24 protein-coding genes and 1 pseudogene are annotated in these 26,310 nt (G+C 69.8%); 15 read left to right on the forward strand and 10 right to left on the reverse strand.

The annotated features are described in order from the left end of the window. The first annotated feature begins 80 nt into the window (after positions 1 to 80). Positions 81 to 929, forward strand: a complete 849-nt coding sequence (locus ACIBAE_RS13710; RefSeq protein WP_399284734.1) for a cupredoxin domain-containing protein — start codon at positions 81 to 83, stop codon at positions 927 to 929. Positions 930 to 959: 30 nt separating this feature from the next. Then, positions 960 to 1,433 (forward strand): hypothetical protein, encoded by a 474-nt coding sequence (locus ACIBAE_RS13715; RefSeq protein ID WP_399284736.1) that lies wholly within the window; start codon positions 960 to 962, stop codon positions 1,431 to 1,433. A 43-nt stretch (positions 1,434 to 1,476) separates the two neighbouring features. Here ACIBAE_RS13715 and ACIBAE_RS13720 read toward each other — a convergent pair whose 3' ends face one another. The 4 genes from ACIBAE_RS13720 to ACIBAE_RS13735 all read right to left on the reverse strand — a co-directional run bounded on the left by ACIBAE_RS13720 (position 1,477) and on the right by ACIBAE_RS13735 (position 3,480). Then, positions 1,477 to 2,268, reverse strand: a complete 792-nt coding sequence (locus tag ACIBAE_RS13720; RefSeq protein ID WP_399284738.1) for an SDR family NAD(P)-dependent oxidoreductase — start codon at positions 2,266 to 2,268, stop codon at positions 1,477 to 1,479. Positions 2,269 to 2,525: 257 nt separating this feature from the next. Then, complete coding sequence (locus ACIBAE_RS13725; protein ID WP_399284740.1) at positions 2,526 to 2,678, reverse strand: hypothetical protein; 153 nt, start codon at positions 2,676 to 2,678, stop codon at positions 2,526 to 2,528. A gap of 24 nt (positions 2,679 to 2,702) precedes the next feature. Next, positions 2,703 to 2,942, reverse strand: coding sequence for a DUF5133 domain-containing protein (locus ACIBAE_RS13730; protein WP_399284741.1), 240 nt, complete (start codon positions 2,940 to 2,942; stop codon positions 2,703 to 2,705). A 127-nt stretch (positions 2,943 to 3,069) separates the two neighbouring features. After that, positions 3,070 to 3,480 (reverse strand): arsenate reductase ArsC, encoded by a 411-nt coding sequence (locus tag ACIBAE_RS13735; protein WP_399284742.1) that lies wholly within the window; start codon positions 3,478 to 3,480, stop codon positions 3,070 to 3,072. Positions 3,481 to 3,556: 76 nt separating this feature from the next. On the opposite strand from ACIBAE_RS13735, the gene ACIBAE_RS13740 reads away from it, so the two are divergent. Both ACIBAE_RS13740 and arsB read left to right on the forward strand, forming a co-directional pair. Next, a complete protein-coding gene (locus ACIBAE_RS13740) occupies positions 3,557 to 3,868 on the forward strand; it encodes an ArsR/SmtB family transcription factor (RefSeq protein WP_399284744.1) in 312 nt (103 codons plus the stop codon). After that, positions 3,868 to 4,980 carry an ACR3 family arsenite efflux transporter gene (arsB, locus tag ACIBAE_RS13745; RefSeq protein WP_399284746.1) on the forward strand — a complete coding sequence of 371 codons (1,113 nt, stop codon included), beginning with the start codon at positions 3,868 to 3,870 and terminating at the stop codon, positions 4,978 to 4,980. The genes ACIBAE_RS13740 and arsB overlap by 1 nt, the downstream gene beginning before the upstream one ends. Before the next feature lie 7 nt (positions 4,981 to 4,987). On the opposite strand, the gene ACIBAE_RS13750 is transcribed toward arsB, so the two are convergent. Continuing rightward, on the reverse strand, positions 4,988 to 7,282 hold the full coding sequence (locus tag ACIBAE_RS13750; protein WP_399285042.1) for an AbfB domain-containing protein: 2,295 nt from the start codon (positions 7,280 to 7,282) through the stop codon (positions 4,988 to 4,990). 469 nt (positions 7,283 to 7,751) lie between these two features. Here ACIBAE_RS13750 and ACIBAE_RS13755 point away from each other — a divergent pair, with 469 nt between their 5' ends. The 5 genes from ACIBAE_RS13755 (at position 7,752) to ACIBAE_RS13775 (ending at position 13,844) form a co-directional block, all read left to right on the forward strand. Continuing rightward, positions 7,752 to 8,162, forward strand: coding sequence for an ester cyclase (locus ACIBAE_RS13755; RefSeq protein ID WP_399284748.1), 411 nt, complete (start codon positions 7,752 to 7,754; stop codon positions 8,160 to 8,162). Between the two features lie 291 nt (positions 8,163 to 8,453). Further along, positions 8,454 to 9,353 carry an alkaline phosphatase family protein gene (locus tag ACIBAE_RS13760; protein WP_399284749.1) on the forward strand — a complete coding sequence of 300 codons (900 nt, stop codon included), beginning with the start codon at positions 8,454 to 8,456 and terminating at the stop codon, positions 9,351 to 9,353. A 1-nt stretch (position 9,354) separates the two neighbouring features. After that, positions 9,355 to 10,641, forward strand: a complete 1,287-nt coding sequence (locus ACIBAE_RS13765) for an MFS transporter (RefSeq protein ID WP_399284751.1) — start codon at positions 9,355 to 9,357, stop codon at positions 10,639 to 10,641. A 31-nt stretch (positions 10,642 to 10,672) separates the two neighbouring features. After that, positions 10,673 to 11,710 (forward strand): TolB family protein, encoded by a 1,038-nt coding sequence (locus ACIBAE_RS13770; protein WP_399284752.1) that lies wholly within the window; start codon positions 10,673 to 10,675, stop codon positions 11,708 to 11,710. 613 nt (positions 11,711 to 12,323) lie between these two features. Further along, positions 12,324 to 13,844, forward strand: coding sequence for an MFS transporter (locus ACIBAE_RS13775; RefSeq protein ID WP_399284754.1), 1,521 nt, complete (start codon positions 12,324 to 12,326; stop codon positions 13,842 to 13,844). A gap of 112 nt (positions 13,845 to 13,956) precedes the next feature. On the opposite strand, the gene rph is transcribed toward ACIBAE_RS13775, so the two are convergent. Next, a complete protein-coding gene (gene rph / locus ACIBAE_RS13780) occupies positions 13,957 to 16,554 on the reverse strand; it encodes a rifamycin-inactivating phosphotransferase (protein ID WP_399285044.1) in 2,598 nt (865 codons plus the stop codon). Positions 16,555 to 16,850: 296 nt separating this feature from the next. On the opposite strand from rph, the gene ACIBAE_RS13785 reads away from it, so the two are divergent. Both ACIBAE_RS13785 and ACIBAE_RS13790 read left to right on the forward strand, forming a co-directional pair. Beyond that, positions 16,851 to 17,705 (forward strand): hypothetical protein, encoded by an 855-nt coding sequence (locus tag ACIBAE_RS13785; protein WP_399284756.1) that lies wholly within the window; start codon positions 16,851 to 16,853, stop codon positions 17,703 to 17,705. Positions 17,706 to 17,971: 266 nt separating this feature from the next. Beyond that, a pseudogene (locus tag ACIBAE_RS13790) lies at positions 17,972 to 18,394 on the forward strand (hypothetical protein); the annotation flags it as partial. 177 nt (positions 18,395 to 18,571) lie between these two features. On the opposite strand, the gene ACIBAE_RS13795 reads toward ACIBAE_RS13790, so the two are convergent. Continuing rightward, positions 18,572 to 19,201, reverse strand: coding sequence for an SMI1/KNR4 family protein (locus ACIBAE_RS13795; RefSeq protein ID WP_399284757.1), 630 nt, complete (start codon positions 19,199 to 19,201; stop codon positions 18,572 to 18,574). A 167-nt stretch (positions 19,202 to 19,368) separates the two neighbouring features. After that, entirely contained in the window at positions 19,369 to 19,785 is a 417-nt protein-coding gene (locus ACIBAE_RS13800; protein WP_399284759.1) for a hypothetical protein, read from the reverse strand. Between the two features lie 548 nt (positions 19,786 to 20,333). On the opposite strand from ACIBAE_RS13800, the gene ACIBAE_RS13805 reads away from it, so the two are divergent. Both ACIBAE_RS13805 and ACIBAE_RS13810 read left to right on the forward strand, forming a co-directional pair. After that, positions 20,334 to 21,794 carry an MFS transporter gene (locus tag ACIBAE_RS13805; RefSeq protein ID WP_399284761.1) on the forward strand — a complete coding sequence of 487 codons (1,461 nt, stop codon included), beginning with the start codon at positions 20,334 to 20,336 and terminating at the stop codon, positions 21,792 to 21,794. A 252-nt stretch (positions 21,795 to 22,046) separates the two neighbouring features. Then, positions 22,047 to 22,901 (forward strand): oxaloacetate decarboxylase, encoded by an 855-nt coding sequence (locus tag ACIBAE_RS13810; RefSeq protein ID WP_399284762.1) that lies wholly within the window; start codon positions 22,047 to 22,049, stop codon positions 22,899 to 22,901. A gap of 12 nt (positions 22,902 to 22,913) precedes the next feature. Here the strand turns inward: ACIBAE_RS13810 and ACIBAE_RS13815 are convergent, their stop codons facing one another. Continuing rightward, positions 22,914 to 23,813, reverse strand: a complete 900-nt coding sequence (locus tag ACIBAE_RS13815; protein ID WP_399284764.1) for a LysR family transcriptional regulator — start codon at positions 23,811 to 23,813, stop codon at positions 22,914 to 22,916. A gap of 106 nt (positions 23,814 to 23,919) precedes the next feature. On the opposite strand from ACIBAE_RS13815, the gene ACIBAE_RS13820 reads away from it, so the two are divergent. Then, positions 23,920 to 25,242 carry an amidohydrolase family protein gene (locus ACIBAE_RS13820; RefSeq protein WP_399284765.1) on the forward strand — a complete coding sequence of 441 codons (1,323 nt, stop codon included), beginning with the start codon at positions 23,920 to 23,922 and terminating at the stop codon, positions 25,240 to 25,242. Positions 25,243 to 25,367: 125 nt separating this feature from the next. Here ACIBAE_RS13820 and ACIBAE_RS13825 read toward each other — a convergent pair whose 3' ends face one another. Next, entirely contained in the window at positions 25,368 to 25,823 is a 456-nt protein-coding gene (locus ACIBAE_RS13825) for a TetR-like C-terminal domain-containing protein (RefSeq protein WP_399284767.1), read from the reverse strand. A 44-nt stretch (positions 25,824 to 25,867) separates the two neighbouring features. Here ACIBAE_RS13825 and ACIBAE_RS13830 point away from each other — a divergent pair, with 44 nt between their 5' ends. Continuing rightward, positions 25,868 to 26,038 (forward strand): SDR family oxidoreductase, encoded by a 171-nt coding sequence (locus ACIBAE_RS13830; RefSeq protein ID WP_399284768.1) that lies wholly within the window; start codon positions 25,868 to 25,870, stop codon positions 26,036 to 26,038. Positions 26,039 to 26,310: the final 272 nt, after the last annotated feature.

Consider the following 26,310-nt stretch of genomic DNA (forward strand, 5'->3'; position numbering starts at 1 on the left):
TCCTCCCGTGTAGTGGTGACACGGCCCTGATCGGCCGGTCGGTGTGCTGCCCGTGGGGCGGCCGGATCTGAGGAGCCTCGATGAAGAGCAACACCAGGGCAGTCACGGCGGTCGCCGCGGCCATGCTGTGCGTGGCGGCCGTCGCCGGATGTTCCGGCAGCGGGGGTGAATCGTCCGCGCGGGTGGCTGACTCGGCCGTGGAGGAGGCGAGCGTTCCGGAGGCCCCGGCGGCGAGTGTCTCCGCCGGTACGTCCTCGACCCCGTCCGCCCCGTCCGCGGTGAAGGTGTCCCTCACATCGAGCCCGATCGGGAAGATCCTGGTCAACGAGAAGGGCCACACCCTTTATCTCTTCGAGAAGGACAAGACCAACAAGTCGAGCTGTGAAGGGGAGTGCGCGGACGACTGGCCGCCGCTGATCGTCACCGGCACGGCCGTCGCGGGCAAGGGGGTCAACCCCAGCCTGCTGTCCACCAGCGTGCGCACCGACGGCAGCCAGCAGGTGACCTACCACGGCCACCCGCTGTACCTGTTCGAGGGGGACAAGAAGGCCGGCGAGACCAAGGGCCAGGCCAGCACCGCCTTCGGCGCCAAGTGGTTCGTCCTCGACGCCGCCGGAAACAGGAACACGGTCCCGGTCGCGTCCGCGTCACCGTCCGCGTCGTCCTCCAGCAGCGGTCAGACGAAGATCACCATCAACAACTTCAAATTCATGCCCGCCAGCATCACCGTGTCCCCCGGCGCGAAGATCACCGTGACCAACAAGGACACCACCACCCACACCCTGACGGCCATCACCGGCAAGGCGTTCAACACCGGTGACATCGGCGTGGGCAAGACGGTCACCTTCACCGCGCCCAAGAAGGCCGGCACCTACAAGTACATGTGCACCATCCATCCCTTCATGAAGGGGACGCTCATCGTCAAGTGATCCACCGCCACCGGCGCACGAGGAGAAGCGATGTCATCGGACACCTCCGCCCCACCCGCTCTTCCCGGCCGGACACGCCGCCTCCTGCGGGGCGTGGCCCGGGTGCTGGCCGCCGCCGGGCTCGCGGTGGACTCGTACCTGCACGCCCATCTCGCCGACCGGTACGACGCGATCTCGGCGGACATCAGCCAGGGCACGCTCTTCCGCATCGAGGCCGCCTTCGCCGGGCTCGCGGCGCTGCTCGTCCTGGTCTGGCGGCGGCTGCCGGTCGACTTGTTCGCCTGGTCCGTGGCCACGGGAGGACTCGCGCTGCTGCTGATCTACCGTTACGCCGACGTGGGCGCGTGGGGCCCGTTCCCGAACATGTACGAACCGCTCTGGTACGGGCAGAAGGTCCTCACCGTCGTCGCCCAGGCGGTCGCCATTCTCGCCACGGTCTTCCTGATCCTCACGTATCAGCGCAGACGACGCGGCGCTCACGCGAGTTCACGCCGGAGCCGCTGACCGGGCTCCCGCTGGAGAGCCGTCCGCCCGGGCAGCGGTCTCCTCAGACAGCCGTCCGTCCTCCGTCGACGGCCAGGGTGGCGCCGGCGACATAGCTCGCGCGCGACGAGGCGAGGAAGGCGGCGGCTTCCGCGATCTCGGCGGCGTCCGCCGCCCGGCCCAGCGGGGTGGTCGCACCCAGTGCCGTGGTCTGTTCGGCCAGTGCCGTGGTCCGGTCGGAGGGGGCGCCGCCGGCATAGGTGGGCCCGGCGGCGATCGTGTTCACCCGGACGCCGCTGGGGCCGAATTCGGCGGTCCACGCCCGGGTGAGCGCCGACAGGGCCGCCTTGGTCGCACCGTAGGCCGACCCCGCGGCCAGGCCGATGGTGCCGGCCATGCTGCCGATGTTGATGATGCTGCCGTCGCCCCGGGCGGCCATGCCCGGCGCGACGGCGGCGACCAGGAGGAACGGCGCGCGTACGTTGGCGGCGAACAGCGCGTCGTACGTCTCGACGTCCAGGTCCGCGGTCGGACCGAACCACGAGAATCCGGCGTTGTTGACCAGGACGCCGAGGTCACCGGCGTGTTCGGCCAGTCGCCGGACAGCCTCCGGGTCGGTCAGGTCCGCCGCGAAGAATCCCGCCCGGCCGCCGCTCGCGGTGATCTCCTCGACCGTCGCGGCCCCGCGGGCGGCGTCACGGCCGTGCACGACCACCTCGAATCCCTCGGCGGCGAGCCGCAGCGCGACGGCCCGCCCGATGCCGGACGTCGCGCCGGTCACCAGCGCCTTCGGGATCCGCCGGGGGCCCGGATTCCGGTTCCGGTCGGCGGAGGACTGATCTGCGGGGAAGGACATGGCTGCTCCCGGGCGCCGGCGGATGTCCCGGGAAATGAGACAGGACGGCCCGCCCGGATCGACGTGGACACGCCGTCGGGCACGGGACGCGTCCGGGAGGCGCCGTGGAAGTACGGGGAGCGGCGTCCGGCACCCCCGGCCGCGGCATCGGTGATCGTGAGGCGCGTCGGCGTCTCACGGAGGCTCCACCGTGTACGGGGCGTGCGTCCGGCACCTCCGCGCTCGCCGTGGCGCTCGTACCGTACGGCCGGGTTTTCTCAGCGCGACCAGGGGTCGTAGGGGCGGGGCCTCAGCGTGCTCCAGTCCAGAGCGCTCTCCGCCTGCCTGCGCGTTTCGTCCGCCGCTTTGCGGGCTTCGCTGACGACATCGCCGTGCTCGCGAATCAGCTGGTCGTAGATGGGCGGGTTCATTCCCACGTTCTCGTCTCCCCGATCTCAGGCGCTGAGGCGCACGTCGGTGTCCGCCGGGTGCGCCCCGGGGGCGGCGGCCACGTGGCGCTCGGCGACGGTCAGGGCGGCTTCGACGGTCCGGGTGCCGGTGGAGACGCACAGCGTGTACGTGACGTCCTCCAGCCCCCGGAGCGTCTCGAAGGAGTCCTCCTCCGCGTGGCGGACCTGGAGCGCCTCGTACCGCTGGACGAGGTTGCGCAATATCGCGGGGTGAGCCATCAGCACAGGTTTCTCTCCATCACGAAGGGGCGGCGAAGCCGACGTGCACCAGTCCCTGGCTCGCCTGCCCGTGCCGGGGCTTTCCATTCGCAACCGTTGCGTCAGGCCGCTGTGAGCCGGGTCACTCCCGGGTTCACCGCCGGTCCGGCGCGATCTCGGCGATCAGGTCCTCGACGCGCTTCCTGATCTCGTCGCGGATCGGGCGTACGGCTTCGACGCCCTGGCCGGCCGGGTCGTCCAGGGCCCAGTCGAGGTACCGCTTGCCCGGGAAGACCGGGCAGGTGTCGCCGCAGCCCATCGTGACGCAGACGTCGGACTTCTCGACCGCGTCCACGGTGAGGATCTTCGGGATCCGCGCCGAGATGTCGATGCCGACCTCGCGCATCGCCTCGACGGCGGCGGGGTTGACGGCGGCGCCGGGACGGGAGCCGGCGGAGCGGACCTCGACGCGGTCCCCCGCCAGGTGGGCCAGCCACGCGGCGGCCATCTGGGACCGGCCGGCGTTGTGGACACAGACGAAGAGCACGGAGGGCTTGCCGGTCATCGGGGTCTCTCTTGTCTCGCGGGGCGATATGCCGTGGGGGTGACATCGGTTGCTGCCGGTGTGAAAGTATCAGCGCATGATGACGTCAGTCGACACTGATCTGATGCGGGTGCTGGCCGACCCGCTCAGGCTGCGGATCGTGACCCTCCTCGCCCAGGAGATCCTCTGCACGACGCACCTGGTCGAGGAGACCGGCGCCCGGCAGACGAATCTCTCCAACCACCTGCGCGTGCTGCGCGAGGCGGGGCTCGTGGACACCGAGCCGTGCGGCCGCTTCACCTACTACCGGCTGCGGCCCGAGGCGCTGGAGACCCTCGCGGGCACCTTCGGGGAACTGGCCGCGGCCGCCCGTACGACAGCCGGAACCCCTCGCAAGCGGGCCTGCTGATGGCGGCCACCGGTCCCGGCACCGCCTCGGCCGTCGCCGGGCTGTCGACACTCGACCGCTTCCTCGCCGCGTGGATCCTCATCGCCATGGGACTCGGCCTCGGTCTGGGCCGCCTCGTCCCGGGTCTCGACGACGCTCTGGCCTCGGTGGAGATCGGCGGCGTCTCGCTGCCCATCGCCGTCGGGCTGCTGGTCATGATGTATCCGGTGCTGGCGAAGGTCCGCTACGACCGGCTCGACGCGGTCACGGGCGACCGCAGGCTGCTGGTGTCCTCGCTGGCCGTCAACTGGATCGCCGGGCCGGCCGTGATGTTCGCGCTGGCCTGGATCTTCCTGCCGGACCTGCCCGAGTACCGCACCGGCCTGATCATCGTCGGCCTGGCCCGCTGCATCGCCATGGTGATCATCTGGAACGACCTGGCGCGCGGCGACCGCGAAGCCGCCGCGGTCCTCGTCGCCGTCAACTCCGTCTTCCAGGTCGTCGCCTTCGGCCTGCTCGGCTGGTTCTATCTCGACCTGCTGCCGCGCCTGCTCGGTCTCGGCGACGGACAGAATCTGGACATCTCCCCGGGGAAGATCGCCCTGAACGTGGCCGTCTTCCTCGGCGTCCCCCTGCTGGCCGGCTTCCTCACCCGCCACCGCGGCGAGAAGCGGATGGGCCGGGACGCGTACGAGTCGGCGTTCCTGCCGAAGATCGGGCCCTGGGCGCTGTACGGCCTGCTGTTCACGATCGTGATCCTCTTCGCGCTCCAGGGGAGGACCATCACCTCCCGGCCGCTGGACGTCGTCCGGATCGCACTGCCGCTGCTGGCCTACTTCGCGGTGATGTGGTTCGGCACGTTCCTGCTCGGCAAGGCCCTCGGCCTCGGTTACGAGCGTACGGCGACCCTCGCCTTCACCGCCGCGGGCAACAACTTCGAGCTGGCGATCGCGGTCGCCATCGCCTCCTTCGGCGTCACCTCCGGCCAGGCGCTGTCCGGGGTCGTCGGGCCGCTCATCGAAGTGCCGGTGCTGGTCGCCCTCGTCCGCGTGTCGCTGGCCTGGCGGGAGAAGTTCCCGGGGACGGGCGGTCCGGCGACAGCGCGGTACGCCGCTGCCGGACCGCCGGGGTGAGAACGGGTCACGGCGCCCAGGGGGCCTCCACCGACCAGGTGGAATCGGCGGTGAAGGACGTCGCGTCGTCCCAGGCGTGCCCACCGCCCGGAGTGGCCAGCCACACCTCCGAGTTGATGTGGCGGAGGTAGCTCTCGGGGAAGTTCGAGGCGGAGAAGCGCACCCCGCCGGAGCCGGCGACCGCGCACCAGGTGGCGTCCGCCCTGAAGACCGCCGAGCCGTCGTTCGGGTCCCGGCGGACCCGGAAATTCTGGTGGCGCAGGTACTCACCGGGGTAGTTCCGGGATTCGAGGGAATAGCAGCTCGCTCCACCCGCCAGCCCCGGGACGATCTTCCAGGTGGCGTCGCTCTTCAGCAGCGCGGCGCTCGCGCTGTCGACCACTTCGGTCGAGGCGAGGCCGTCGTAGTGGCGCAGGTACTTGTTCGTGAAGCCGGGGGTGGTGACGCGCAGCGACCGGTACGCGTTCGTGGGGAGCGTGACCGGTGCCGGCGGGTTCTGGGACGCCTGGATGAGTGCCTGGTTCGCGGCCTTCACCCGGGCCGTATCGACCTTGACGACCTGCCGGTCGTAGGTGAGGAGGCCGTTCACCTCGTTCTCGACGTCGGTGATCTCGGTGTAGACGGACGCGGAGAGACCGGCGGGCAGCCTGCTGAGCCGGAGGGCGTCGAGCAGGCCGGTGAAACGGTCGTTGAGGGTGGCGGTGTTCGGCTGGTCCTCGTAGCTGAAGCCGCCGCCCGGGAACCACTCGTGGCCCGCGACCCGGAAGCCGAGACCGCCGAACTCGCCGAGGACGGCGGCCCGGGTGCCGGTCGGGACGGTGGTGCCGGGGCCGACGTAGACGTGCTCGTCGACCACGTCGCCGTTGCCGCCGTCGACCGAGCCGCAGCAGTTGACGCCGCTCATGTTGTCGACCAGCCGGGAGGGGTCGTACGCCTTCACATCGTTGGCGATCCGGGCCTGGTCGTACTGGCCCCAGCCCTCGTTCTCGTTCACCCATTGGATCAGCGCGGGCGAGCTGCGGTGCTGGTCGATGATCGCGTGGTACTCGGCCTCCCACTGCGTGCGGGCCGCGCTGTCGGGGGACTTGCCGGTGTCCATGGCGGGCATGTCCTGCCAGACGAGCAGGCCGAGCTTGTCGGCCCAGTAGAACCAGCGCTGCGGCTCGACCTTGATGTGCTTGCGGACCATGTTGAAACCGAGGTCCTTGTGGGCCTGGAGATCGGACTTGAGCGCCGCGTCGGTCGGCGCGGTGTAGATGCCGTCGGGCCAGTAGCCCTGGTCGAGGGTGCCGCTCTGGAAGACGAACTTGCCGTTGAGGACGGGCCGCAGGACGTTGTTCACCCGGGCGATCGCGATGGAGCGCATACCCGCGTAGCCGCCGACGGAGTCCACGGTGGACGATCCGGCGGTGAGGTCGGCGCGTACGTCGTAGAGGAACGGGTCGTCGGGGGTCCACAGGTGCGGGCCCGGTACGGGGACGGCGAGCTCGGCCCCGACCGCCCCGGTGGCGGTCCCGACCACGGCGCCGCCGGCGGAGACGGTGACCCGGGCGCTCCGGCCGCTGACCCCGGTGCCCTGGACCTTCACCCGGAGGGTGCTGTTCGCCAGGTCGGGGGTCATGTCGAGACGCGTGATGTGCGCCGCGGCGACCGGCTCCAGCCAGACGGTCTGCCAGATTCCGGAGGCCGCCGTGTAGAAGATGCCGCCCCCTGTGTGCGGCAGCACGTCGTTGACGCGCTGCTTGCCCACGGCCTGGCCGCCGGTCTGGGTCGGGTCGTAGACCGACACGACAACGGTGTTGGTGCCGCCGTTCAGCTGCGGGGTGATGTCGTAGCCGAAGGAGTCGTAACCACCCTTGTGCACCCCGAGCTGCTGATCGTTCACCCAGACCGTGGTCTGCCAGTCGGAGGCGCCGAAGTTGAGCTGGACCCGGCGCCCGTCCCAGTTCGACGGGACGGTGAAGGTGCGCTTGTACCAGAGCTTGTCGTTCTCCGTGATCTTCCGCTGGATTCCGGAGAGGGCGGACTCCGCGACGAACGGAACGCGTATCTGCTCGGTGAAGGAGGCCGGCCGGCCCGCGTCGCGGCCCGTCACCGCGAAGTCCCAGATGCCGTTGAGATTGGCCCAGTCGGGCCGGGTGAGCTGCGGCCGGGGGTACTCGGGCAGCGGCTGGTCCACCGGCACCTGGCTGGTCCACGGCGTGGTCATGGGGGAAGGCTTGGGCGACCACGCCGCGGCCCGGGCGGGCGCCGAGCCGATGCCGACGAGCGTGGCCGCCAGGAGTGCCAGTACCCCCGTCATCAGCGTCAGCCATCTCCATGACGGCCGACGGCCGACTGTGCGCACGGTGCTGATCGATGTGCTCATCAGTGCTTCTCCCTCGCGGTCCGACAACGCTGCGGCACGGGTCTTCCAACGTTGGAAAATTGGGCTGTCGACATGACAGCACTCCGTCAAGCGACTGTCCAGAGTCGCTGCGGCATGTGGGTGGTGTTCACGCCCCGACAGGAGCGACGGGTACGTGCCGCGTACGTGCCGCGCACTTCCTCGGACTGCGAACGGACATCCGCAGGTATAGCGTTGAAGGCGGCCTCAACCCGGGGCGGTGAGGTGTCACGCCGAGGCACGGGCCGCCGAATCCGCCGCCTCCCACACGTCGACTTCGCCCCACGCACCTCGACGTCATCCGGGGGTGGCCGAGCGCCCGGCCGAGTGCGGCTCACCGGATCACGGCGACGCGCCTCGGGGCTCATCGGAAGCGAGGAGTGACATGTCCCAGGAGAGCAATATCGCCGCCCAGGCAGCGTTCGGTTCCGCCGTGACCGGCGGAGATCTGGACGCCTTCCAGGAGATCGTCGCCCCCCGGTCGGTGGACCACGACCCCGCTCCCGGGCAGGTCCCGGGCCCGCAGGGGTACCGGGACATGTTCGCCGAGATCCGGAGCGCCTTCCCCGATCTGCACGTCGAGGTGGAGCACCTGGTCGCGACCGACGACGAGTTGGCCTTCGCGTACACCATCAAGGGAACCAACCTCGGTGTGCTGATGGGGCATTCGCCGACGGGCAGGGAAGTGAGCTACCGGGGTATGCAGATCAGCCGGTTCGAGGACGGCAAACTCGTCGAACGATGGGGCAGCAGCGACGAACTGGGCATGCTGCGCCAACTCGGCTTCATGCGGTGACCCATGCCGGTCGGGCCTGGTGACCCCTCGCGGCCACCGGGCCCGACCGGCATGGCGGAACGGCCCGAGCGGCGGCGGACAGCCGCATCGGTGGCCACGGGGAAGCACGCGCGCGACGTCCGTCTCGGCTCGCCACCGGGGCACCTCCCGGCCGGGCGGTACCGGGGAAGAGCTCCGCGCACCCGGAAGTACCGTGCGTTCCAAGGAACTTCATCTGATGAGATCTTTCCGGGCGCGGCCGGCGTCCCTAACCTCAGCGTGATCTTCTCGTCACTCCACCGGAGGCACACCATGCCCGGCCGCTCCCCCCGATGGTCACTTCCTCGCCGCGCCCGCACCGCGGTCGCCTCGCTCGCCGGCCTCGCCACCGTCGGCACCTGCCTGTGGGCCGGTCTGAGCGGTGCTCCCGCCGCACAGGCCGCGGGCGCCGTTCCGACGCCCGACCACGTGGTCGTGGTGGTTCTGGAGAACCACGCCTACAGCCAGATCATCGGCAGTTCCGACGCCCCGTACATCAACTCGCTGAAGACCGGCGGCGCCGGTCTCACGGCGTCGTACGGCATCACCCATCCCAGCCAGCCCAACTACTTCGCGCTGTTCTCCGGCTCCACCCAGGGGATCACGGACGACGCCTGTTACACGCCCGGCTTCTCGTCGGCGGCCAACCTCGCCACCGAGGTGACCGCGGTGGGCAGGACGTGGGCGAGCTACAACGAGACGCTGCCCAGCCAGGGTTCGACCACCTGCAGCAGCGGCAAGTACGCCCGCAAGCACAACCCGTGGTTCGGCTTCAAGAACGTCCCGACGTCGTCGGCGTACACGATGAGCCAGTTCCCCACGGACTACACGAAGCTGCCCACCGTCTCCTTCGTGACACCGAACCTCTGCAGCGACATGCACGACTGCTCGGTGGGCACGGGTGACACCTGGGTGAAGAACAACCTGGGCGCGTACGCGACATGGGCGAAGACGCACAAGAGCCTTCTCGTCGTCACCTTCGACGAGGACAACTCCCTCTCCGGCAACAAGATCGCGACGGTGCTGTACGGGCAGCAGGTGAAGGCGGGTTCGTCGTCGGCGACGACGTACAACCACTACAACCTGCTGCGCACCATCGAGGACATGTACGGCACCACGCACGCCGGTCAGGCCGCCAACGCCGCTGACATCACGGGCATCTGGGCTTCCTGACGTGTACGTAGCAGACAGCCGCGGCGCGCCCGCGGTCCCCGCCGCCCAGGCAGTTCCTGGGCGGCGGTCCGCCGTCGCCCCCACCGTGCTGGCCCTGGGCACCGTCAGTCTCATCACCGACGTCTCCTCCGAGATGGTCACGGCCGTGCTGCCGCTCTACCTGGTGGCCGGGCTGGGTCTCTCGCCGCTCGGCTTCGGGCTCCTCGACGGCGTCTACAACGGCTTCAGCGCGCTGGTGCGGCTGGTGGGCGGGCATCTGGCCGACCGGGGTGGCCGGTACAAGTCGGTCGCGGTGCTCGGCTACGGCCTGTCGGCGCTGTGCAAACCCCTTCTGCTGATGGTGAGTTCGCTGCCGCTGATCGGCGCGGTGCTCGCCGCCGACCGTACGGGAAAGGGCCTGCGTACGGCCCCGCGCGACGCCCTGATCTCCCTCGCGTCCGAACCGGCCTCCCGGGGCCGGGCCTTCGGCGTGCACCGCGCGATGGACACGGCGGGTGCGCTGCTCGGGCCGCTGGTGGCGTTCCTGATCCTGCGGGTCGCGGTGGACGGCTACGACGCGGTGTTCACCGTCAGTTCGTGCGTGGCGGCGGTGGGCGTACTGGTCCTCGTCCTGTTCGTGCCGGGCGCGGCCACCGGGACGGGCTCCGGTGGTGGCGCCAAAGCTGCGGAAACCGGAAAGGCCGCCGGCGCCGCGTCGTTGCGCGCGGCGCTCGGGCTGCTGCGACGGCGGGATGTGCGACGGCTCGCGGTGTGCGCGCTGCTGCTCGGCCTGGCGACCGTCAGCGACTCCTTCGTCTATCTGCTGCTGCAGCGGCGGCTGGAGGTACCGGACCGCTGGTTCGCGCTGCTTCCGCTGGGCACCGCCGCGGCCTTCCTGCTGTTCGCGATCCCCCTGGGGCGGCTGGCCGACCGGCTGGGCAGCTGGCAGGTCTTCCTCGGCGGGCACGTGGCGCTGCTCGCCGCGTACGGACTGATCCTCTCCTCCTGGCGGGGGGCCGCTCTGCCGTATCTGGTCCTCGCCCTGCACGGCTGTTTCTACGCCGCCACCGACGGCGTCCTGATGGCCGCCGCGGCGGGCTGCGTTCCGCCCGAACTGCGCTCCAGCGGGCTGGCGTTGGTGCAGACCGGCCAGGCGGCGGCCCGCTTCGCCTGCTCGATCGCCTTCGGTGCCGCGTGGAGCGTGTGGGGTGACCGTACGGCGCTCACCACGGCCGCCGTGGCACTGGCGGTCTGCGCGGCGGCCTCGGCCTGGCTGCGACCGACCCGCACGACGGGCATCCCCGCATGACGCGCATGACGCACCCCGGAAAGGCCCGTCCATGACGTTCCGCAACAAGCTGTTCGTTCTCCTCGCCGCCGTCGCGGTGCTCGCGGTGGTGGCCGCCGCGGCCGTGCTGCGCGCGAACGACCGCGCGGCGGTCAGGGACCAGGCGCGGGCGGGCGGCCCGCCGGTCGGCGCGGGCCGGGTCTCCCTCACGCCCGCCGGGCCGGACCGGATCGTCTTCCGGAACATGGCCTGGGGCCCGCACCGCGACGAACTCAGCACCGTCCCCGCCGGACGTCCCGGCGCGCCGCGTACCGCGTCGGGGGTGAAGTGTCTGCGGTTCCACTCCGCCGCCGGCACCGGTGTCTGCCTGCAGGCCGAACACGGCGCCCTGCAGGACAGCTACCGTGCCGTGGTCCTCGACACGGCCCTCAGGGAGCAGGCCCACTACGCCCTGGCCGGCATCCCCACCCGGGCCCGGGTCTCGCCGAGCGGGCACCTCGTCGCCTGGACCGTCTTCGTCGGCGGCGACTCCTACGCCGGCACCGACTTCTCCACCCGGGCGTCCGTCCTCGACACCCGCACCGGCCGCCTGGAGTCGTCGCTGGAGGACTTCCGGGCCGTACGGGACGGCCGGACGGTCCACGCGAAGGACATCAACTACTGGGGCGTCACCTTCGCCGGTGACGACCGGCACTTCTACGCGACGATGGCGACCGGTGGCACGACCTACCTGGTACGGGGTGACCTGGCGGCCCGCACGGTCACCACCCTGCGGACGAACGTCGAGTGCCCTTCCCTCTCCCCGGACGGGACGCGCGTCGCCTTCAAGAAGCGGGTGCCGGGGCTGCCCGCCGACGCACCGTGGCGACTGTACGTACTCGACCTGCGCTCGATGCGGGAAACCCCGCTCGCGGAGGCGCGCAGCGTCGACGACCAGCTGGTCTGGGCGGACGCGAGGACGGTGGTCTACTCCCTGCCCGGCGACTTCGGCGCCGACCTGTACACCCTGCCGTCCGACGGATCGGGCTCCCCTCGCCGGCTGATGGAGGCCGCGCTCGCCCCCGCGTACCTCGGGGCACCCGCGGCCTGAGAGTGACGCCATGATGCCCGCCGACCCGTCACGGCGAGTCCGCCGAGGCCCGGCGCCGCGAGGGGCGCCGGGCCGGTGGATCGATCGCCGACGGGCGGTGGACGCGGGTGTCCGGCCCGCTTCCGGTGCGACTTCCACGATCCGGTTCTCCGGCTCTCCGGCTGCCGACGGCGCTCGTCATCGTCCGCGAGGTCAGCGGTGCCTCACGCGCCGGACGCGGCACCTCGCGCGTCACTGAGTGCGGGACTTCGACCCGCCTCCCCTGAGGGACGCCGGCGCCCGCACCGCGCCACGGCCAGGCCGAGGCCGCGCGGCCCCTCCGCCTGACGCGCCACAGCCTCCTGCGCGCCACGACCTCCCGCTCGGCACGATCTCCCGCTCGGCGCGTCCGAGGCGAAAGCTCAGCTCAGCCTCCGCCGACCTCAAGGGCGGCCCGGCGTGGCGGCTCGTCCCGTCCATCGCGTCATCAGGTCTCAGCTATCCCGCGACGGCCCCGTCACCGCGCCGCCCCCGGCTTCCATGATCCATGGAGTTGTATTAGGGTCCTGGCACTGTGAAGCAATCGAAGTCATTGAAGAAATCTTCATCCTCTGCTGGGCAGAGCCCCGCCTGGGTGACGCTGCTCCTGATCAGCCTGTCCGTGACACTCGTCCCGTTGTCGCTGACCGGGCCGGCCGTGGCGATCCCCGACATCTCCGGCGACCTGCACCCCGGGGTGCAGTCATTGCAGTGGGTGATCAACGGCTACAACGTCATGTTCGCCTCACTCATGCTCGCCTTCGGCGCCCTCGCCGACCGCGTCGGCCGCCGACGCGTCTTCCGGGCCGGCGTCGGGCTGTTCGGCCTGGCGGCCCTGGTCTGCGCCCTGGCCCCGTCGATCGTTTTCCTCGACATCGCGCGGGCGGCGGCCGGCATCGGCGCCGCCGCGACACTGACCAGCGGATCGACGCTCCTCGCCGCCCGGTTCGAGGGTGCCGAGCGGGCGCGTGCCTTCGGTCTCTTCGGCACGGCCCTCGGCGCGGGCCTCGCCTTCGGCCCTCTTCTCTCCGGCGCGATGCTCTCCGTCATGGGCTGGCGCGGTGTGTTCGCCATCCCCGCCGTGCTCGGGCTGATAGTGGCACTGGCCTCACGATCGCTTCAGGAGTCGAAAAACCCCGAGGCGCGTCCGCTCGACCGGCCCGGCACCCTCACCTTCACCGGCGGTCTCTTCCTGCTCATCTTCGCCCTCGTCGAAGCGCCGGCCCTGGGCTGGGGCTCCGGTCTCGTGATCGGCTCCCTGATCGGCTGTGTCCTGCTGCTCGTCGGCTTCGTGGTCGTCGAACACCGCCAGAGCGCACCGATGTTCGACCTCTCGCTGCTGCGCTACCCCGGCTTCGTGGGGGTCAACGTGGCGGTCATCGTGCTCGCCTTCAGCCTTCTTCCCCTGCTGGTCCTGCTGCCGACCTACTTCAGTGCCGTCGAGGGCTTCAGCGCTGTGCGCGGCGGGGCCGTCCTGCTGCTCTTCACCGGGCCGGCCGTGATCGTCTCGATGCTCGCCGCCCGGCTCGCGCTGGTGATCTCCCTGCGCGCCCAGCTGTCCTCCGCGATGGTGATCATGGCCGCCGGCATGGCCTGGCTGACCGTCATCGAACCGCATGTGGGGCTCGGCACGCTGGCCTCTCCGCTCATCGTCATCGGCATCGGGTACGGCCTGACCCTGGCCGTCCTCGACGGCGCCGCCGTGTCCACCGTCGAACTGGCCCGCGCCGGTATGGCCTCCGGCATGTTCAACGCCATGCGCCTGACCGCCGACACGGCCGCGGCGGCCGTCGGCGGATCCCTGATGATCAGCATGACCGCCGCCGGTCTGACCGGCCGGGTCGCCGACCCCCGCGCCGTCGCCGACGCTCTCAACGCCGGCCTGCACACGACCTCGCTCGAAGCCGCCACGGTCTTCAGTGACGCCTTCCACGTCATCCTCTGGATCGGGGCCGTCACCGCCGTGCTGACCGTGCCCGTCCTGCTGTTCACCCTGCGCCCGGAGAAGAGCCCGGAGAAGCCGGAAATGAGCCTGGCGCCGCACCGCGCCGGACAGGAGAACGCCCTGCCGGAGCGGGGGAACGTGCGGGAGGATGTGCCGGCCGGGGGCTCCTGACCTTCCGGGTCGGGTGCGCGAGTCCGCGTGCGGGCCGCGGTCGCGGGGTGGTCATCGACTGCTCGGCCTCGTTCGGTCGGCAGCTACGGATGGGGCTTCCCGGTGTGGTCCGTCAGGGCAGGATCTCGACGTACCCGTCGGACCCGTGCACGCGGATCCGCTGCCCGTCCCGGATCAGCCGGGTGGCCCGCGCCACGCCCACGACGGCCGGCAAGCCGTACTCCCGGGCGATCACCGCGCCATGGGTCATCAGGCCGCCCACCTCCGTCACCAGGCCCGCGACTCCGACGAACAGCGGCGACCAGCTGGGGTCCGTGAAGGTCGTGACCAGGATGTCTCCCGCTTCGAGATCGGCCTCCGCCATGTCCAGGATGACGCGGGCCCTTCCCTCGACGGTCCCGGCGGAAACCGGCAGGCCGATCAGGGCGCCGGCCGGCACGTCGTCGCGCCGGTACGCCCCGGTGACGGCCTCACCGTCCGAGGTGAGCACCCGGGGCGGCGTGAGCGCGTGGTACGACCGGAACGCGTCCTCGCGCCGCTGGATGAGCTGGTCATCCACCTGGTGCGAGCGCACGACGCCGTGCAGTTCCTGGAACGTGAGGTAGAAGATGTCCTCCTTCTCAGGAAGCACGCCGGCCCGCACGAGGCGCTCGGCCTCCCGCAGCAGGGCCCGCTTGTAGACGAAGTAGCGGCTGACGATGCCGTACTTCGGGTACTCCCGGTACCCGATGAAGGTTCTGACCCGGTCGATCATCCGCTTGGCCTCGTCGGCTTTCCGGTCCCCGTCCGGCAGGGCCCGCAAGCGGGACAGCACGTCCTGTTCCTTCCTCCGCGCCTTCTGCCGCCCTTGCTCGAAGCGCCGCTCGGCGGCGCCCGGCCCGAAATTCCTGACGTTGTCGAGGATCACGGGCACGAGCGTGGTGGGGCGCTCGCGCCAACGTGGCCTCGTGATGTCGATCTCGCCGACGCAGCGCATGCCGTACCGGTCGAGGTAGGCCTCGATGGCGTCCCGCGCTTCGGTCCCGCCCGGGAGCTTCGCCAGCTCGTCCAGGAAGCCCTCGTCCTCGACGCCCCGCAGGAACGCCACCACCTCCGCATGGGGGCGGATCACGTCCGCGACGCCAAGCAGCGCCAGTCCCATCTCCGACGTGACGTTGCCGGGGGCGGACAGTGTCAGCGTGTCAGCCGCGTTCTTCTCACCCAGCCACTCCCGCAGCTTGTCGTTGAGCCACCACGTGGCCTCCATCCCCGCCATGATCGCCTGAAAGTTCAGCGGATCACCGAGGACTCGTTTGTGCTCCTCGAAGGACTCCAGCAGGAAGTCGAACAGCGCCGGTCCGGTCTTCGTCCGGATGTCGCGCTCCAAGGTGGCGATGGACACCTCGCTGCGCTCGATCAGCCCGGTGACGATGGCCGGATCGGTCTCGATCGGGGTGGACGCACCGCCGGCCGGTGGCCCGCCGGGACCCGCGTCCGGGAGCGACGGGACGAAATCGCCGCGGTCGAGGACGGTCTCCAGAGCGTCCCTGATCAGCGGATCGCCTCTCCCCATGACGTCCAGGAGGCCGGCGCGGCTCGCGGGCGAGGCCAGGCGCCGGGTGACGTCCACGAACAGCCTCCCGCCGGCCGTGTGCATCGGCGCCATGGCCGTCAGCTGCCACACGGAGAGCCCCAGGGGCTTCATGGGGTCGGTCATCATCTGACCGTGGCCGACGGAGACGTAGACGTGGTTCTCCTGGTCGCCGCTCTCGGGGATGGGGAACAGCGTCGTGATCGGCCGGCTCTGAACGATCTGAAAGCCGTCATCGGCCAGGCACCATTCGATGTCCTGCGGGCGGCCGAAGTGCGCTTCGATCCGACGCCCGAGCCGCACGAGCCGCACGACCTGCGCATCCGTCAGCGCCGGCTGCTCCTGCCGCCGCGAGTCGATCGCCACTTCCCGCGTACCACCGGCAGGCAGGGCCTGAACGGCACGCTGTTTGGCGGCGATCGCCTTGGCGACGACCTCGCCGTGTCGCACCGTGAAGACGTCCGGGTTCACCAGGCCGGAGACCACGGCCTCGCCGAGGCCGAAGCCGGCGTCCACGGTGGCGACCTTCCGGTTGCCCGTGACGGGGTCGGCCGTGAACAGGATGCCGGCCGCATGCGGGAAGACCATCCGCTGCACGACCACGGCCATGTGGACCGTACGGTGGTCGATGCCGTTCCGTCGGCGGTAGGTCACAGCCCGCTCGGTGAACAGCGAGGCCCAGCACCGGCTGACGTGCTGGAGGATCGCCGTCGGCCCCACGACGTTCAGGTACGTGTCCTGCTGGCCGGCGAAGGAGGCCGTCGGCAGGTCCTCCGCCGTCGCGCTGGATCGGACGGCGCAGGCGGCCTGCTCGCCGAGCTGGGCGAGCGCGCGGGTGATCGCCGCGGCGAGATCGCCCGGGATGGCGATCCCTTCGATGGTCCGACGAATCCGCGCGCTGAGCGTGCGGATCGCCTCCCGGTCGTCCGGGTTCACACGCGACAACTGATCGAGGTGATCGTCGATCGACGGCGCTTCCGCCATGATCCGCCGGAAGGCGTCCGTCGTCACGCAGAAGCCACCCGGCACGCGGATGCCTTCGATCCGCGACAGCCCGCCCAGGTGCGCGCCCTTGCCGCCGACGACCGCGACCTGCGTCTCGTCAACCTCTCGGAGATCCCGCACGTACCGCCCGGTCATCGCGATACCTCCGGGACAGCCGTGCTCCGTCGTCCCGCGGTGGCCGATCGATTCACCGGCACCTCCCACTCTGTCGAACATCTTGTCGAGCACGTCCTCATCCCTGACTGCCTTCCCTCTGACGAGCCGGCCGGCGGCTCCGACCGGTCGGGCGGCGCGCACCCCCAGCACCTCCAGGCCGAGGGCTCGCGACCGCACCGCCGGTCCCACCACTCGTTCGACACCACTGGGTCGATGTCACCGCGGGTCCCCCATACGTCGACAGCACGCACGTCGTGCCCCCATTTCCGCAGGCTGTGGCCTCGACCGACGATTTTGCGCCACCACCCGGGTCTTGCCGCAAGCCCCCCGGTGCGCTATACGTTAGGAGTGGCGAGGAGAGTGCTCTCCTTGCCACTGCCTTTCGCCACGCGTGTGCTGGGCCAAGCTCGCCGAACGGACGCTTGACGGTCGCCGTAGCTCAAATCAGCCGGCACCCAAGCGAACGGCCCCACACCACCCCGCCCAGATCGTGGCCTCGCTGTTCCGCCGGCAATCACCGATCCTCGGCGGTCCCATTCCGCCTGACGTGGACCGACGAGGGACAACTTGCCGCCCGTACCGACCCGGGTGGCGGTACGGAACGCTGGACGTACGACGGAATACGACACCGCGCCGGCCGCCGGCCGACCCATCGCCACCGGGATTGTCGAAGGGGGCGGCCGCCGCCAGGCCCCTTACCGGAGCACCCTCATCCCCGCGGCCTGATCAAACCGGCACCCTCAGCAGATCCGCGCCCAACCCTGATGGACCCGCAGAGCGCCTGGAGTACGCCGAGATTCCTCTCGCGATTCCGGGGTCGGCGGCGGAGCGATACTGGCCGCCGCGAGCAGATATACCGAGGTCATCGTGTTGGCGCGGGCGCCGAGGAGGTGATGGAGTCGTTTACCCAGCCGGACGGGAATCGGGAGTGGCACCGGTGCTCTACGCGTGTGGGCGACAACGTGGATGTTCTACGGCGGCCGGCTGGTGAGCGTTCCACTTGGGGTTACGTCCGGGTCTCGCGTTGCCCACCGGGGAGAAAGCGAGCTGGGCAGGGCAATGCGGTGGCCGGGTCTCCCTGGGTGCGATCCACAGTTCGACTGCTTTGGCGATCGTTCCCGGGTGAGTAGAGTTGCTGACCGGCCTGGCTCCGGACATCTCGGCCGCGACCCGGCCCGGACCCGAGTACGACCCGGCCTGCCGCTCGCCGGCCGAGCGCGAGCGGGTCAAAGCCGCCGAGTTGGCCGCGCTGGGCGAGGAGATCACTGCGCGGACCGTGAAGAGCCAGCGTCAGCGTTACGAGGGCGGAGGGATCGCGACGGTCGTGGACGGCCGACCAGCGCCGCACGCTTCGCTGATGGGCCGATCCGATCCGCGTGTGGTGGCTGCGATCCGCCAGGCGATCGACCGCCCGGCGGGTGCGCCCGCCATCACTTCGGATCTTGCCTGGGACGTGGCGGGTGACCCGGACATGGTGCGCGCCTGGGCGCTCGCCTGAGCCGGCGGGGACGGCAGCGCGGACCTTTTCCGGCCCGAGCTGCTCGACGACCCGGCCACCTTCGTGCTCGCCGGACAGTCACCTGACGGCCGGGTGACTGCCGGAGCGGTGGCGAGCCGCAGCGACCATGTGGTCGGAATCTCCGGTGTCTTCGCCCTGGACGGCGGCCCTGACGCGGCCTGGCCCGTCGTCTTGGACGCGGTACACCGACTGTTTCCCGGCCTGCCCGTGGTCGGCTATGAGCACGGGCAGGATCTGGCGGTCGCCGTCCGCCACGGCTTCCAGCCGGTCGCTCCGCTGCGGATCTGGCTGCAGGGCTGAACCGGGCCCAGGGCCGCCGCCCTTCCGCTGGACACGCTTTGACACGCTTGCCGCGCGGCCCAGACGGTGGTGGGCCGACCGGAGTTGTCCCGTGTCACGGTCCGGGTGGTGCCGCCGGGGTAGCGGCCGGCCCCGGGGATGCCCCGAGCGCGGCCGCTCAACTGCTCACCGGAATCGTCACTGCCCGTACGGTTCGCCCCCGGGAGTGCGCTCGGGCCCGAACCGTACGACCTCGGATTCCCCCGGGTCCATGGGCAGACTCGTGAATTTGACGGGGCCCGGATAGAAAATGGCGCTGTTCGGACCATTCACATCCTCTCCCGACAGGTACCGGCAAAGCCATTCGGCAAAGGACATGGAATAGCCGTAGAACTCCCCATCACCATTCTCAACGAAGATCAAACTGTAACCGTCCCGGACCCTGTACGACAGGAAAACAGTCTCACCTCGGTCACTCACCAGGAGCGGAGTAAGACCTTCCCGGACTCCGAATCGGATCTCACCAACGCCCAGGATCGTTCGGGGGTCTTCCTCCAGCTCGTCCACGTCCCAGTCAATTTCCGACCACGCCTGAACCGTCTCCCGCATCCAACGGGCAAGGTTCCACACCTCACTTGCCGGATGGTGCAGGTAGAGATGCTCGTTGAGCCGCACAGGCGCGTACCCCTCGATGACGGCCTTGTAGTCCGCAGGCAGTTCGAAGCCGAGTTCACGTTCCATCTCGCTCCACAGCCCGGCGGGCACAGGGTCACCCGCAGGCTCCCCCAGCATGTCGACCACAGCATCAAGGTAGGGATTCGACTCCACGTTCATCCTCTTCTGGGGCAATTCGCCGACCCCGTCACGGTTCCGCCGGTCGGACTCCGCCGTGCGAACATCACGACCCCGAGCAGGCTCACCGCGTCGCCGCCGTGCGCCCAGGCGTGACCCCGGCATTCACTCCTCCCGCCGGCACCCGCCGTACAGGAGCCGGCTCACACAACTGGCGAACCTTCGATGGATCGCCACAACGCCTGCCGCGCAGGCCAGCCTCGGGGCATTCTCCCCTCACCGAGCAACCGTTCCAGGAAAAGGGTCACACCACCCGGAAATATCTGGAACTCCGGACAATGCCGGTACGCGATCGCCACGGTCCGGTCCTCGTCCTGGGCAACAGCCGTCCCCTCCTCCAGGGGAGGCAGAAGAAAACACAGATCACCATTTCCATCGTGATAGGCCCAGGGGACCATCCGAGCCCACACGTCGTTCGGTACGTCCGAACTGCCGCGCAGCTCATCCGATTCGACGGAGAAGTCTCGCCGCTCCTCCTGAATGAACTTCAGCAGCGGGTCCGAGCCGGAAGGGTGGGGGACGAGTGGGGTGAAGGCGGCCACTGCCACCAGATCCAGCATCGCCTGTGCCGTAACCGTTGCCGTGGTCGCGTGGCCCGCGGCCCAGACTCCTGAAGCCCGGACTGCCCTGGGGACGGTCCGGCGCCGGAACGGGGTGCTTGCGCAACTGGCAGTTGTGCCACTGTCCCTCCAGCCTGTCCCGCGACAGGTAGCCGGCCACGTCGATGCCATCCCCGTGGGAGTCGCCCGACCGGTCCTCACGACTGATCGCCCCCGCTCGGATCGCTCCCGGCTCCGAGGCGGTCCGCGGCCGGTGAACCGCGGCAGCTGGCGTCCGGCGCCGCGGCGGATCTTGGTGCGTACGCCTGCCGGGCGTACGGGGATTATGACCCAGATAGCAGTAAAAGTGTCGAGCATTGGTCATAAACGACTCATAGACGCCTGCTTGAGCGACCCCTAGGGTCCCAAATGGCCGCCGATCAAGGTGCTGCCAAACACGCTGTCGGTCCATCCGATCCCATTCTCCTCATCGAGCGGATCGGTGCGCAGGGTGCTGTGCGGAAATGAAATCCACGCTGTGGCGAAAGAGGCAAGATCTGATGTCCCTCGTGTCATCCCCGAAACTCGCGCTGAACAAGTCCTACATATTTCTGCTTCTCGCCTTCATTCTGATCGAGGCGACCGGAGCGTTCGAGCAGGTCATGATCTATGCGGCCATCCCGTTCCTGATGGGCCATTTCCACATGGACGCCAGCGCGCTCTCGTGGACCGTTACGCTCTTCCTGCTCGTCGGCGCCGGCACGGCAGCGATCTCCAGCCGCCTCGCCGACTTGTACGGGCGCAAGCGTGTGCTGCTGGTCCTCATGGCGCTCTCGGCGCTGGGTTCGTTCATCAGTTTCGCCTTCGCGAACTACGAAGCGATCCTTGTCGGCCGCGCCCTGCAGGGCACCAGCGCCGCACTTTTCCCGATCCTCATCGCGCTGGCCCGGGAGATCCTGCCGCCGCCGCGTGTCCCGGTGGCCGCGTCGATCGTGACGGGTACGGCGATCATCGCCGGCGCCCTGGGAACCTTCGTCGGGGGCGTCATCATCGACGGCGGCACCTGGCGCTACATGTTCCTGACCTCCGCCCTGCTCGCGGTGGCTTCGATCGCCGTCGCCGTCGGGGTGCTGCCGAAATCCGTCGTGCCGCCCCGGGACGGCACGCGCATCGACTGGCTGGGGGGCGTGCTCCTGGCACCGGCCGTGGCCTCGATTCTCTACGGTTTCACCCGGACCAAGAACGACGGCTGGGGTGATGGACTCGTCATGGCGTTCATCGCGGCGGGCCTTGTCCTGGCGGTCTTCTGGGTGGTGTACGAGCTGCGCGTCGAGTCCCCGATGTTCAATCTGCGGCTGTTCCGCCGGCGTGCGCTGGTCCTGTGCCTGCTCGCGACGGCACTGGTCGCCGCGGGCTCCATGGCCGCCGGTTCTCTGCTGATCCCGATCCTGATGCAGAGCCCCGAACTGCTGCCCGTCGGTCTGGGCCTGAGCGCCACGGCGGCCGGGGCGTACGGGCTGATCGGCGCGGGCGCCAGCTTCGGCCTCTCGCCCTCCGCCGGGCGCCTGGCGGCGAAGTACGGCGCCAGAGTCACCCTGGCCGTCGGCGTCGTCGTGTCCATCGTCGGTTTCGCGATGCTGCTGGTGGTCTTCGGTAACCTCCCCCTCGTCATCGTGGCCTCGACCGTCTCGGCCATCGGCGGCGGCTTCGTCCTGGCCGGCCTTCCGAACGTGATCATCGAGGCCGTGCCCGCCCGCAACACCGGTGAGGCGATCGGACTGGTCTACTCGGTCTCCCGCACGATCTTCGTCGCGGTCGGCACCTCCGTGGTCTCCCTGCTCCTGGCGTCCTCGGTGGTCCCCAAGACCACCGCGCCCACCGAAGAAGCCTGGAGACTGTCCATCGGCTTCGTCGTCGTGACCCTCGCCGCCGCCCTCGTCGTCACCCTGCTGATGCGCGGGAGCAAGTCCCTCGACGAGCCCGCCGAAGCCCCCGCACCCGGATCGGACCAGGTCGGCGCGACAAGCTGACCGGAACACCACGTCCTCCGGGCCCACCGCGGTCCGGGGCGGCCGACCACCTCGGTCGGCTGCGCCCGGAGCGTCGGCAGCAGGGTCAATTGAGACCGGAAAGGTCTTGATGGCCGACGATATTGGCCGTGGAAAAGCCGCGCCGGTGACCCGTAGGGTTCGAATGCCGAAGTTGCCCGTTCACCGGCCGCAAGTGGGCGGGCAGGCCGTCTCCGGCAGCAGATCAGTATCAGGGACAAAGGAAGTTATCTTATGGCCAAGACCCTCAGGCAGATCATCGCCGAGAATGCTCCGCTTATTGTTCCGTCGATTTACGACGGAATCTCGGCGCTCGTTCTGAAAGAATTCGACTTCAAAGCGGCCTACATCGGCAGTTACGCCACCGGCGCGACGCGGTACGGCGTGGCGGACATCGGCTACATCGGTGTGGAGGACATGGCCGACCAGGTGCGCCGGCTGAGTTCGATCATCGAGGTGCCGATCATCGTGGACGGCGAGGGAGGTTGGGGCAACCCCCTCCACGTGGCCCGGTCGGTGAGACTGCTCGAACGGGCGGGAGCCGCCGCGACCCACATCGAGGACCACGAGTTCGGCAAGCACGTCACGGCGAAGCCGAGGGTGATCCCCGTCGGCAGGGCCGTGGACAAAATCAAGGCCGCCCTCGACGCGCGCGCGTCCGAGGACTTCCTCGTCATCGCCCGCACGGACTCCGCCGGCGCGGAGGGCCCTGACGCCGCGATCGACCGCCTCCTCGCCTACCAGGAGGCGGGCGCCGACGGCCTGTTCATGGCGGGAGTGCTCAACGCCGAACAGAAGCAGCGCCTCAGGAGTGAGGCCACGGTGCCGCTGGTCGCCCCGGACTTCCCCGGCCTGACGACCGAGGACTACGAGGCGGACGGCACGGCGGTGGTGCTCTACTACGGCCTCTCCCACCTCGCCGCCCAGGCGGCCTACCGGGACGCCTTCTCCGTACTGGCCAAGGAGCGCTCCAGCGTGAGCCTTGATGAACGCCTCGTCGGCATCCCCGCCATCATGGGATTCGATTCCTTCCTCGGCGTCGCCCAGGTCCGCGAGGACGCCAGGAAGTACGGCCTCACCGAGGACTGACCCGTCCGGGCCTCACAAGTTCATCGGCTCGGGAAAGCGCTCGCGTGCCAGCGCGATGAACGGCCCCAGGTCGTCGGCGTTGTCGCGGTCGGTTCGCCAGCACAGATACGTCATGGAGTGGAACTGCTCAAGGGCCAGGGGACGGACCACAACGCCGTCCCCGGCGACGAATCGGTGCCACGGTGCGGAGGGATTGGCCGGAGTGAGGCAGCAGAAGCCCCCCTCGGCGATCACCGCGGCCAGACCGCCGACGATGCTCGTGGTGGTCTGCACGACATCGATCGCGGCATCGCGGAAGGGTTCGAGCCCGGCAGCGAGGGATTCGACGCCGGGCTGCAACAGCAGGCGCAGCCCGGCCAGGTCTTTCGGATGGACGAAGTCGAGCCCCGCGTACTCCGGTCGGTCGGGCAGCGCGAGTCCCGTCTTCTCCCTGACCACCGGCAGGAAGTGCAGACGGCGGTCCTCCGAGCGGCGGTTCACCAGCCCCAGCGAGAGCCGTCCGCCCGCGACCTGGTCCATCTGGTCGAAGGACTCCATCGGCTCAAGCCGTACCAGGGCCGCCGGATCGGTGGCATGGACGACGTCGTCGACGACGGCTCGGATCACTTCGGGCGGAAGCGAGCGCATGCCGATCGCCATCTCGCGGCTGCCCTGCACGCGTCGGCGCATGTCGCGGACCAGGGCATCCATGTCGGCGATCGTCTTCTCGGCGTGCGGTATCAACGCGACGCCGAGCGGGGTGAGTTCGACCTTGCGGGTGCCCCGCTCGAACAGCCGGCCGCCCAGCTCCGACTCCAACTGCTGAATGCTGCGGCTCAGGGGAGAGGCGGCCATCACGAGCCGCTCCGCCGCACGCGAGTAGTTCAGCGTCTCGGCGACAGCGAGAAAGTACCGAAGGTGCCTTACGTCCATGCGCCAACTATGACGCAGGGCGCGAAAACAGACCACATTGCTCACTCGGTTCCGCGATCGACGGGCCTATTCCGTCGTGGGGTTGAGATCTATGAAGGGAAAACCATTGACAACGGCAGCGCAGAACAATCGCACCATTCCGTCGACCGTCTTCCACGGTTTCCGGCTGATCGTCGGTGACGGGCGAGAGCCGATCGACGAAGCCGCGCTCGTCGTGCGGGACGGGCTGGTCGTCGCGGCCGGACCTTACGGCGAGGTCGATATCCCCGACGGTGCGAGCCTGGTGAGCCTGGCGGGCCGCACGGTCATGCCGACGATCGTGAACCCACACGGCCATATCGGCTACTACAGGGGGACCGGCACGGACAAGGCGCATTTCGATCGCGCCAATGTCATCGATCATCTGCGCCGGTTCGTCTATCACGGTGTCAGTGTTTTCCAGTCGCTCGGGACCGACCGGGACGACATCGAGCTGGCGGTACGTGACGACCAGCGTGCCGGGGTCCTGGACGACCCGGAACTCGCGCTCCTGCTCTCCGCGTCCAACGGACTGGCCGCCCCCACACCGGGCGCGGAGAACGGCGGTGCGTTCTTCGCGCCCGACGTCATCCGGGAGGTGTCGACCCCCGACGAGGCGAGGGCGACCGTACGCGAGATCGCCGCCAAGAACCCGGACGTGATCAAGTTCTGGGTCGACGACCGCAACGGGACGAAGCAGAAGCTCGCGCCCGAGGTGTACGAAGCGATCGTGGACGAGGCGCACCGCCACGGCAAGAAGGCGATCGCGCACATCTACGAGCTGGCCGACGCCAAGGGCGTCGTCCGGGCGGGCGCGGACGGCACCGCCCACATGGTCCGCGAGCCCGGGCCCGACGACGAACTCCTCACGCTCCTGCGGGACTCGGGCGCTTTCGTCTTCACCTCGATGAGCATCCAGCGCGGACTCCAGCACAACCTTGGCTGGCTCGACGACCCGCTGCTGGCGGAGACCGTCGGCGACGAGGCACGGGAGCGCATCCGCACACAGTTCTCCGGAATCCCGGCCGAGACGAAGGAAGCCCTCAACCGGGGCTACCAGGTCCTCGAAGCCTCGCTGCTGACCTACGTGAACGCGGGCGTCACCGTCCTGATGTCGGCCGACACCGGTGTGCTGACACAGTTCCCGGGCTTCGCCGAACACCGTGAGATCGAGGCCATGGTCGACGCGGGCATGCCCGCACTGGAAGCCATCAAGGCATCGACCCTCCTGCCGGCACGGATGCTGGGCCTCACCGACCGGGGGTCCCTGGAACCGGGCAAGCGCGCCGACTTCATCGTCCTGACGGCCGACCCCCTCGACGCGATCACCAACACCCGCACGATCGAGTCCGTCCACATCGCCGGCGCCGCCGTCGACCGCGAACGGATGCGCACGTCGTTCCTCGTCTGAGCACCACCCTGCCGGAGGGCTCGGGGATCTCCGGTGCGGCAGCGGCGACCGGAGTCCGCGGCCGAGGCGGCGCGCCGCCGCCTCGGCTTCGTACGGGCCCAAGGCTCTGCGCAGCTTCCGTCCGGCTACGTCGTGAGCAGCCCCGGCAGCACGAGGCGCAGCAGACCGGCGGTGCGCTCGGCCGCGAGTTCCTCGTTGTTGGTGAGCAACTGGAAGAGCAGGGAGCCGAGGAGCGCGTCCGCGGCGGCGTCGACATCCGCGTCGCGGCGGACCTGGCCGGCCTCAACACCCTCGTGCAGCCGGGCGACGACGGCGGCGAGGTGAGGTCCGGCGAAGCGCTGGTAGAGCCGCTGGGCTTCTCCTCGATCGTCCGCGGCAGCGGAGGTCAGGGCGCGAATGAGCGCGGCGCGTGAGGTGAAGACCCGTACGCAGGCTCCGAGCCACTTCTCCAGATCCGCGACGACGTCTCCTGTACTGGGGATCGCGGTCGTCTCGTCGCCTGCGAATACGTCGGTGACGACCGCCTCGGCGACGAGGGAGGCCTTCGAGGCCCACCATCGGTAGAGAGTCTGCTTGCCCACCCCGGCAAGAGCTTGAGGGCGCGAACGGTGCCCGGATAAGTGCCATGGTCCAGAACTCCGGCGCCGGACGGCTCGGCACTCCCACCGACATCGCCGACGCCGCCGCCTTCCTCCTCGGCCCCACCGCCTCCTTCATCACCGGAACCGACCTGCTCGTGGACGGCGGCGTCGTCCCCGTCATCCGCGCCGCCATGGCCGGATCTCTCTCGGTCTGACGACAACACGGCACATGCCCTCCGCCCGGCGCCCCCGGCCTTGAGACCGTAACGCCCTTCGGGCTCGCTCACGTTGGGCATCCCCGCGCTTCCGACCACGGAGACGCGGGGCCGCACGGGGCGGCGGTGCAGCGTCGGGAGCCAGCACCGCACCGCGGCCGGCTCCCGGCGCTGCGGCGCTGCGGCGCTGCGGCGCTGCGGCGCTGCGGCGCTGCGGCGCTGCGGCGCTGCGGCGCTGCGGCGCTGCGGCGCTGCGGCGCTGCGGCGCTGCG

The sequence above is a fragment of the Streptomyces sp. NPDC051569 genome, assembly GCF_044454085.1.
GTDB lineage: Bacteria > Actinomycetota > Actinomycetes > Streptomycetales > Streptomycetaceae > Streptomyces.

What these genes read in the sequence shown, in the direction of transcription:
- ACIBAE_RS13725 (WP_399284740.1), bottom strand. Translation starts at nt 2,678, where the DNA reads ATGAACCCGCCCATCTACGACCAGCTGATTCGCGAGCACGGCGATGTC.
- ACIBAE_RS13830 (WP_399284768.1), top strand. Translation starts at nt 25,868, where the DNA reads ATGGTCCAGAACTCCGGCGCCGGACGGCTCGGCACTCCCACCGACATC.
- ACIBAE_RS13720 (WP_399284738.1), bottom strand. Translation starts at nt 2,268, where the DNA reads ATGTCCTTCCCCGCAGATCAGTCCTCCGCCGACCGGAACCGGAATCCG.
- ACIBAE_RS13710 (WP_399284734.1), top strand. Translation starts at nt 81, where the DNA reads ATGAAGAGCAACACCAGGGCAGTCACGGCGGTCGCCGCGGCCATGCTG.
- ACIBAE_RS13715 (WP_399284736.1), top strand. Translation starts at nt 960, where the DNA reads ATGTCATCGGACACCTCCGCCCCACCCGCTCTTCCCGGCCGGACACGC.
- ACIBAE_RS13740 (WP_399284744.1), top strand. Translation starts at nt 3,557, where the DNA reads ATGATGACGTCAGTCGACACTGATCTGATGCGGGTGCTGGCCGACCCG.
- ACIBAE_RS13760 (WP_399284749.1), top strand. Translation starts at nt 8,454, where the DNA reads ATGCCCGGCCGCTCCCCCCGATGGTCACTTCCTCGCCGCGCCCGCACC.
- ACIBAE_RS13755 (WP_399284748.1), top strand. Translation starts at nt 7,752, where the DNA reads ATGTCCCAGGAGAGCAATATCGCCGCCCAGGCAGCGTTCGGTTCCGCC.
- rph (WP_399285044.1), bottom strand. Translation starts at nt 16,554, where the DNA reads ATGACCGGGCGGTACGTGCGGGATCTCCGAGAGGTTGACGAGACGCAG.
- ACIBAE_RS13810 (WP_399284762.1), top strand. Translation starts at nt 22,047, where the DNA reads ATGGCCAAGACCCTCAGGCAGATCATCGCCGAGAATGCTCCGCTTATT.
- ACIBAE_RS13770 (WP_399284752.1), top strand. Translation starts at nt 10,673, where the DNA reads ATGACGTTCCGCAACAAGCTGTTCGTTCTCCTCGCCGCCGTCGCGGTG.
- ACIBAE_RS13800 (WP_399284759.1), bottom strand. Translation starts at nt 19,785, where the DNA reads ATGCTGGATCTGGTGGCAGTGGCCGCCTTCACCCCACTCGTCCCCCAC.
- arsB (WP_399284746.1), top strand. Translation starts at nt 3,868, where the DNA reads ATGGCGGCCACCGGTCCCGGCACCGCCTCGGCCGTCGCCGGGCTGTCG.
- ACIBAE_RS13735 (WP_399284742.1), bottom strand. Translation starts at nt 3,480, where the DNA reads ATGACCGGCAAGCCCTCCGTGCTCTTCGTCTGTGTCCACAACGCCGGC.
- ACIBAE_RS13750 (WP_399285042.1), bottom strand. Translation starts at nt 7,282, where the DNA reads ATGACGGGGGTACTGGCACTCCTGGCGGCCACGCTCGTCGGCATCGGC.
- ACIBAE_RS13815 (WP_399284764.1), bottom strand. Translation starts at nt 23,813, where the DNA reads ATGGACGTAAGGCACCTTCGGTACTTTCTCGCTGTCGCCGAGACGCTG.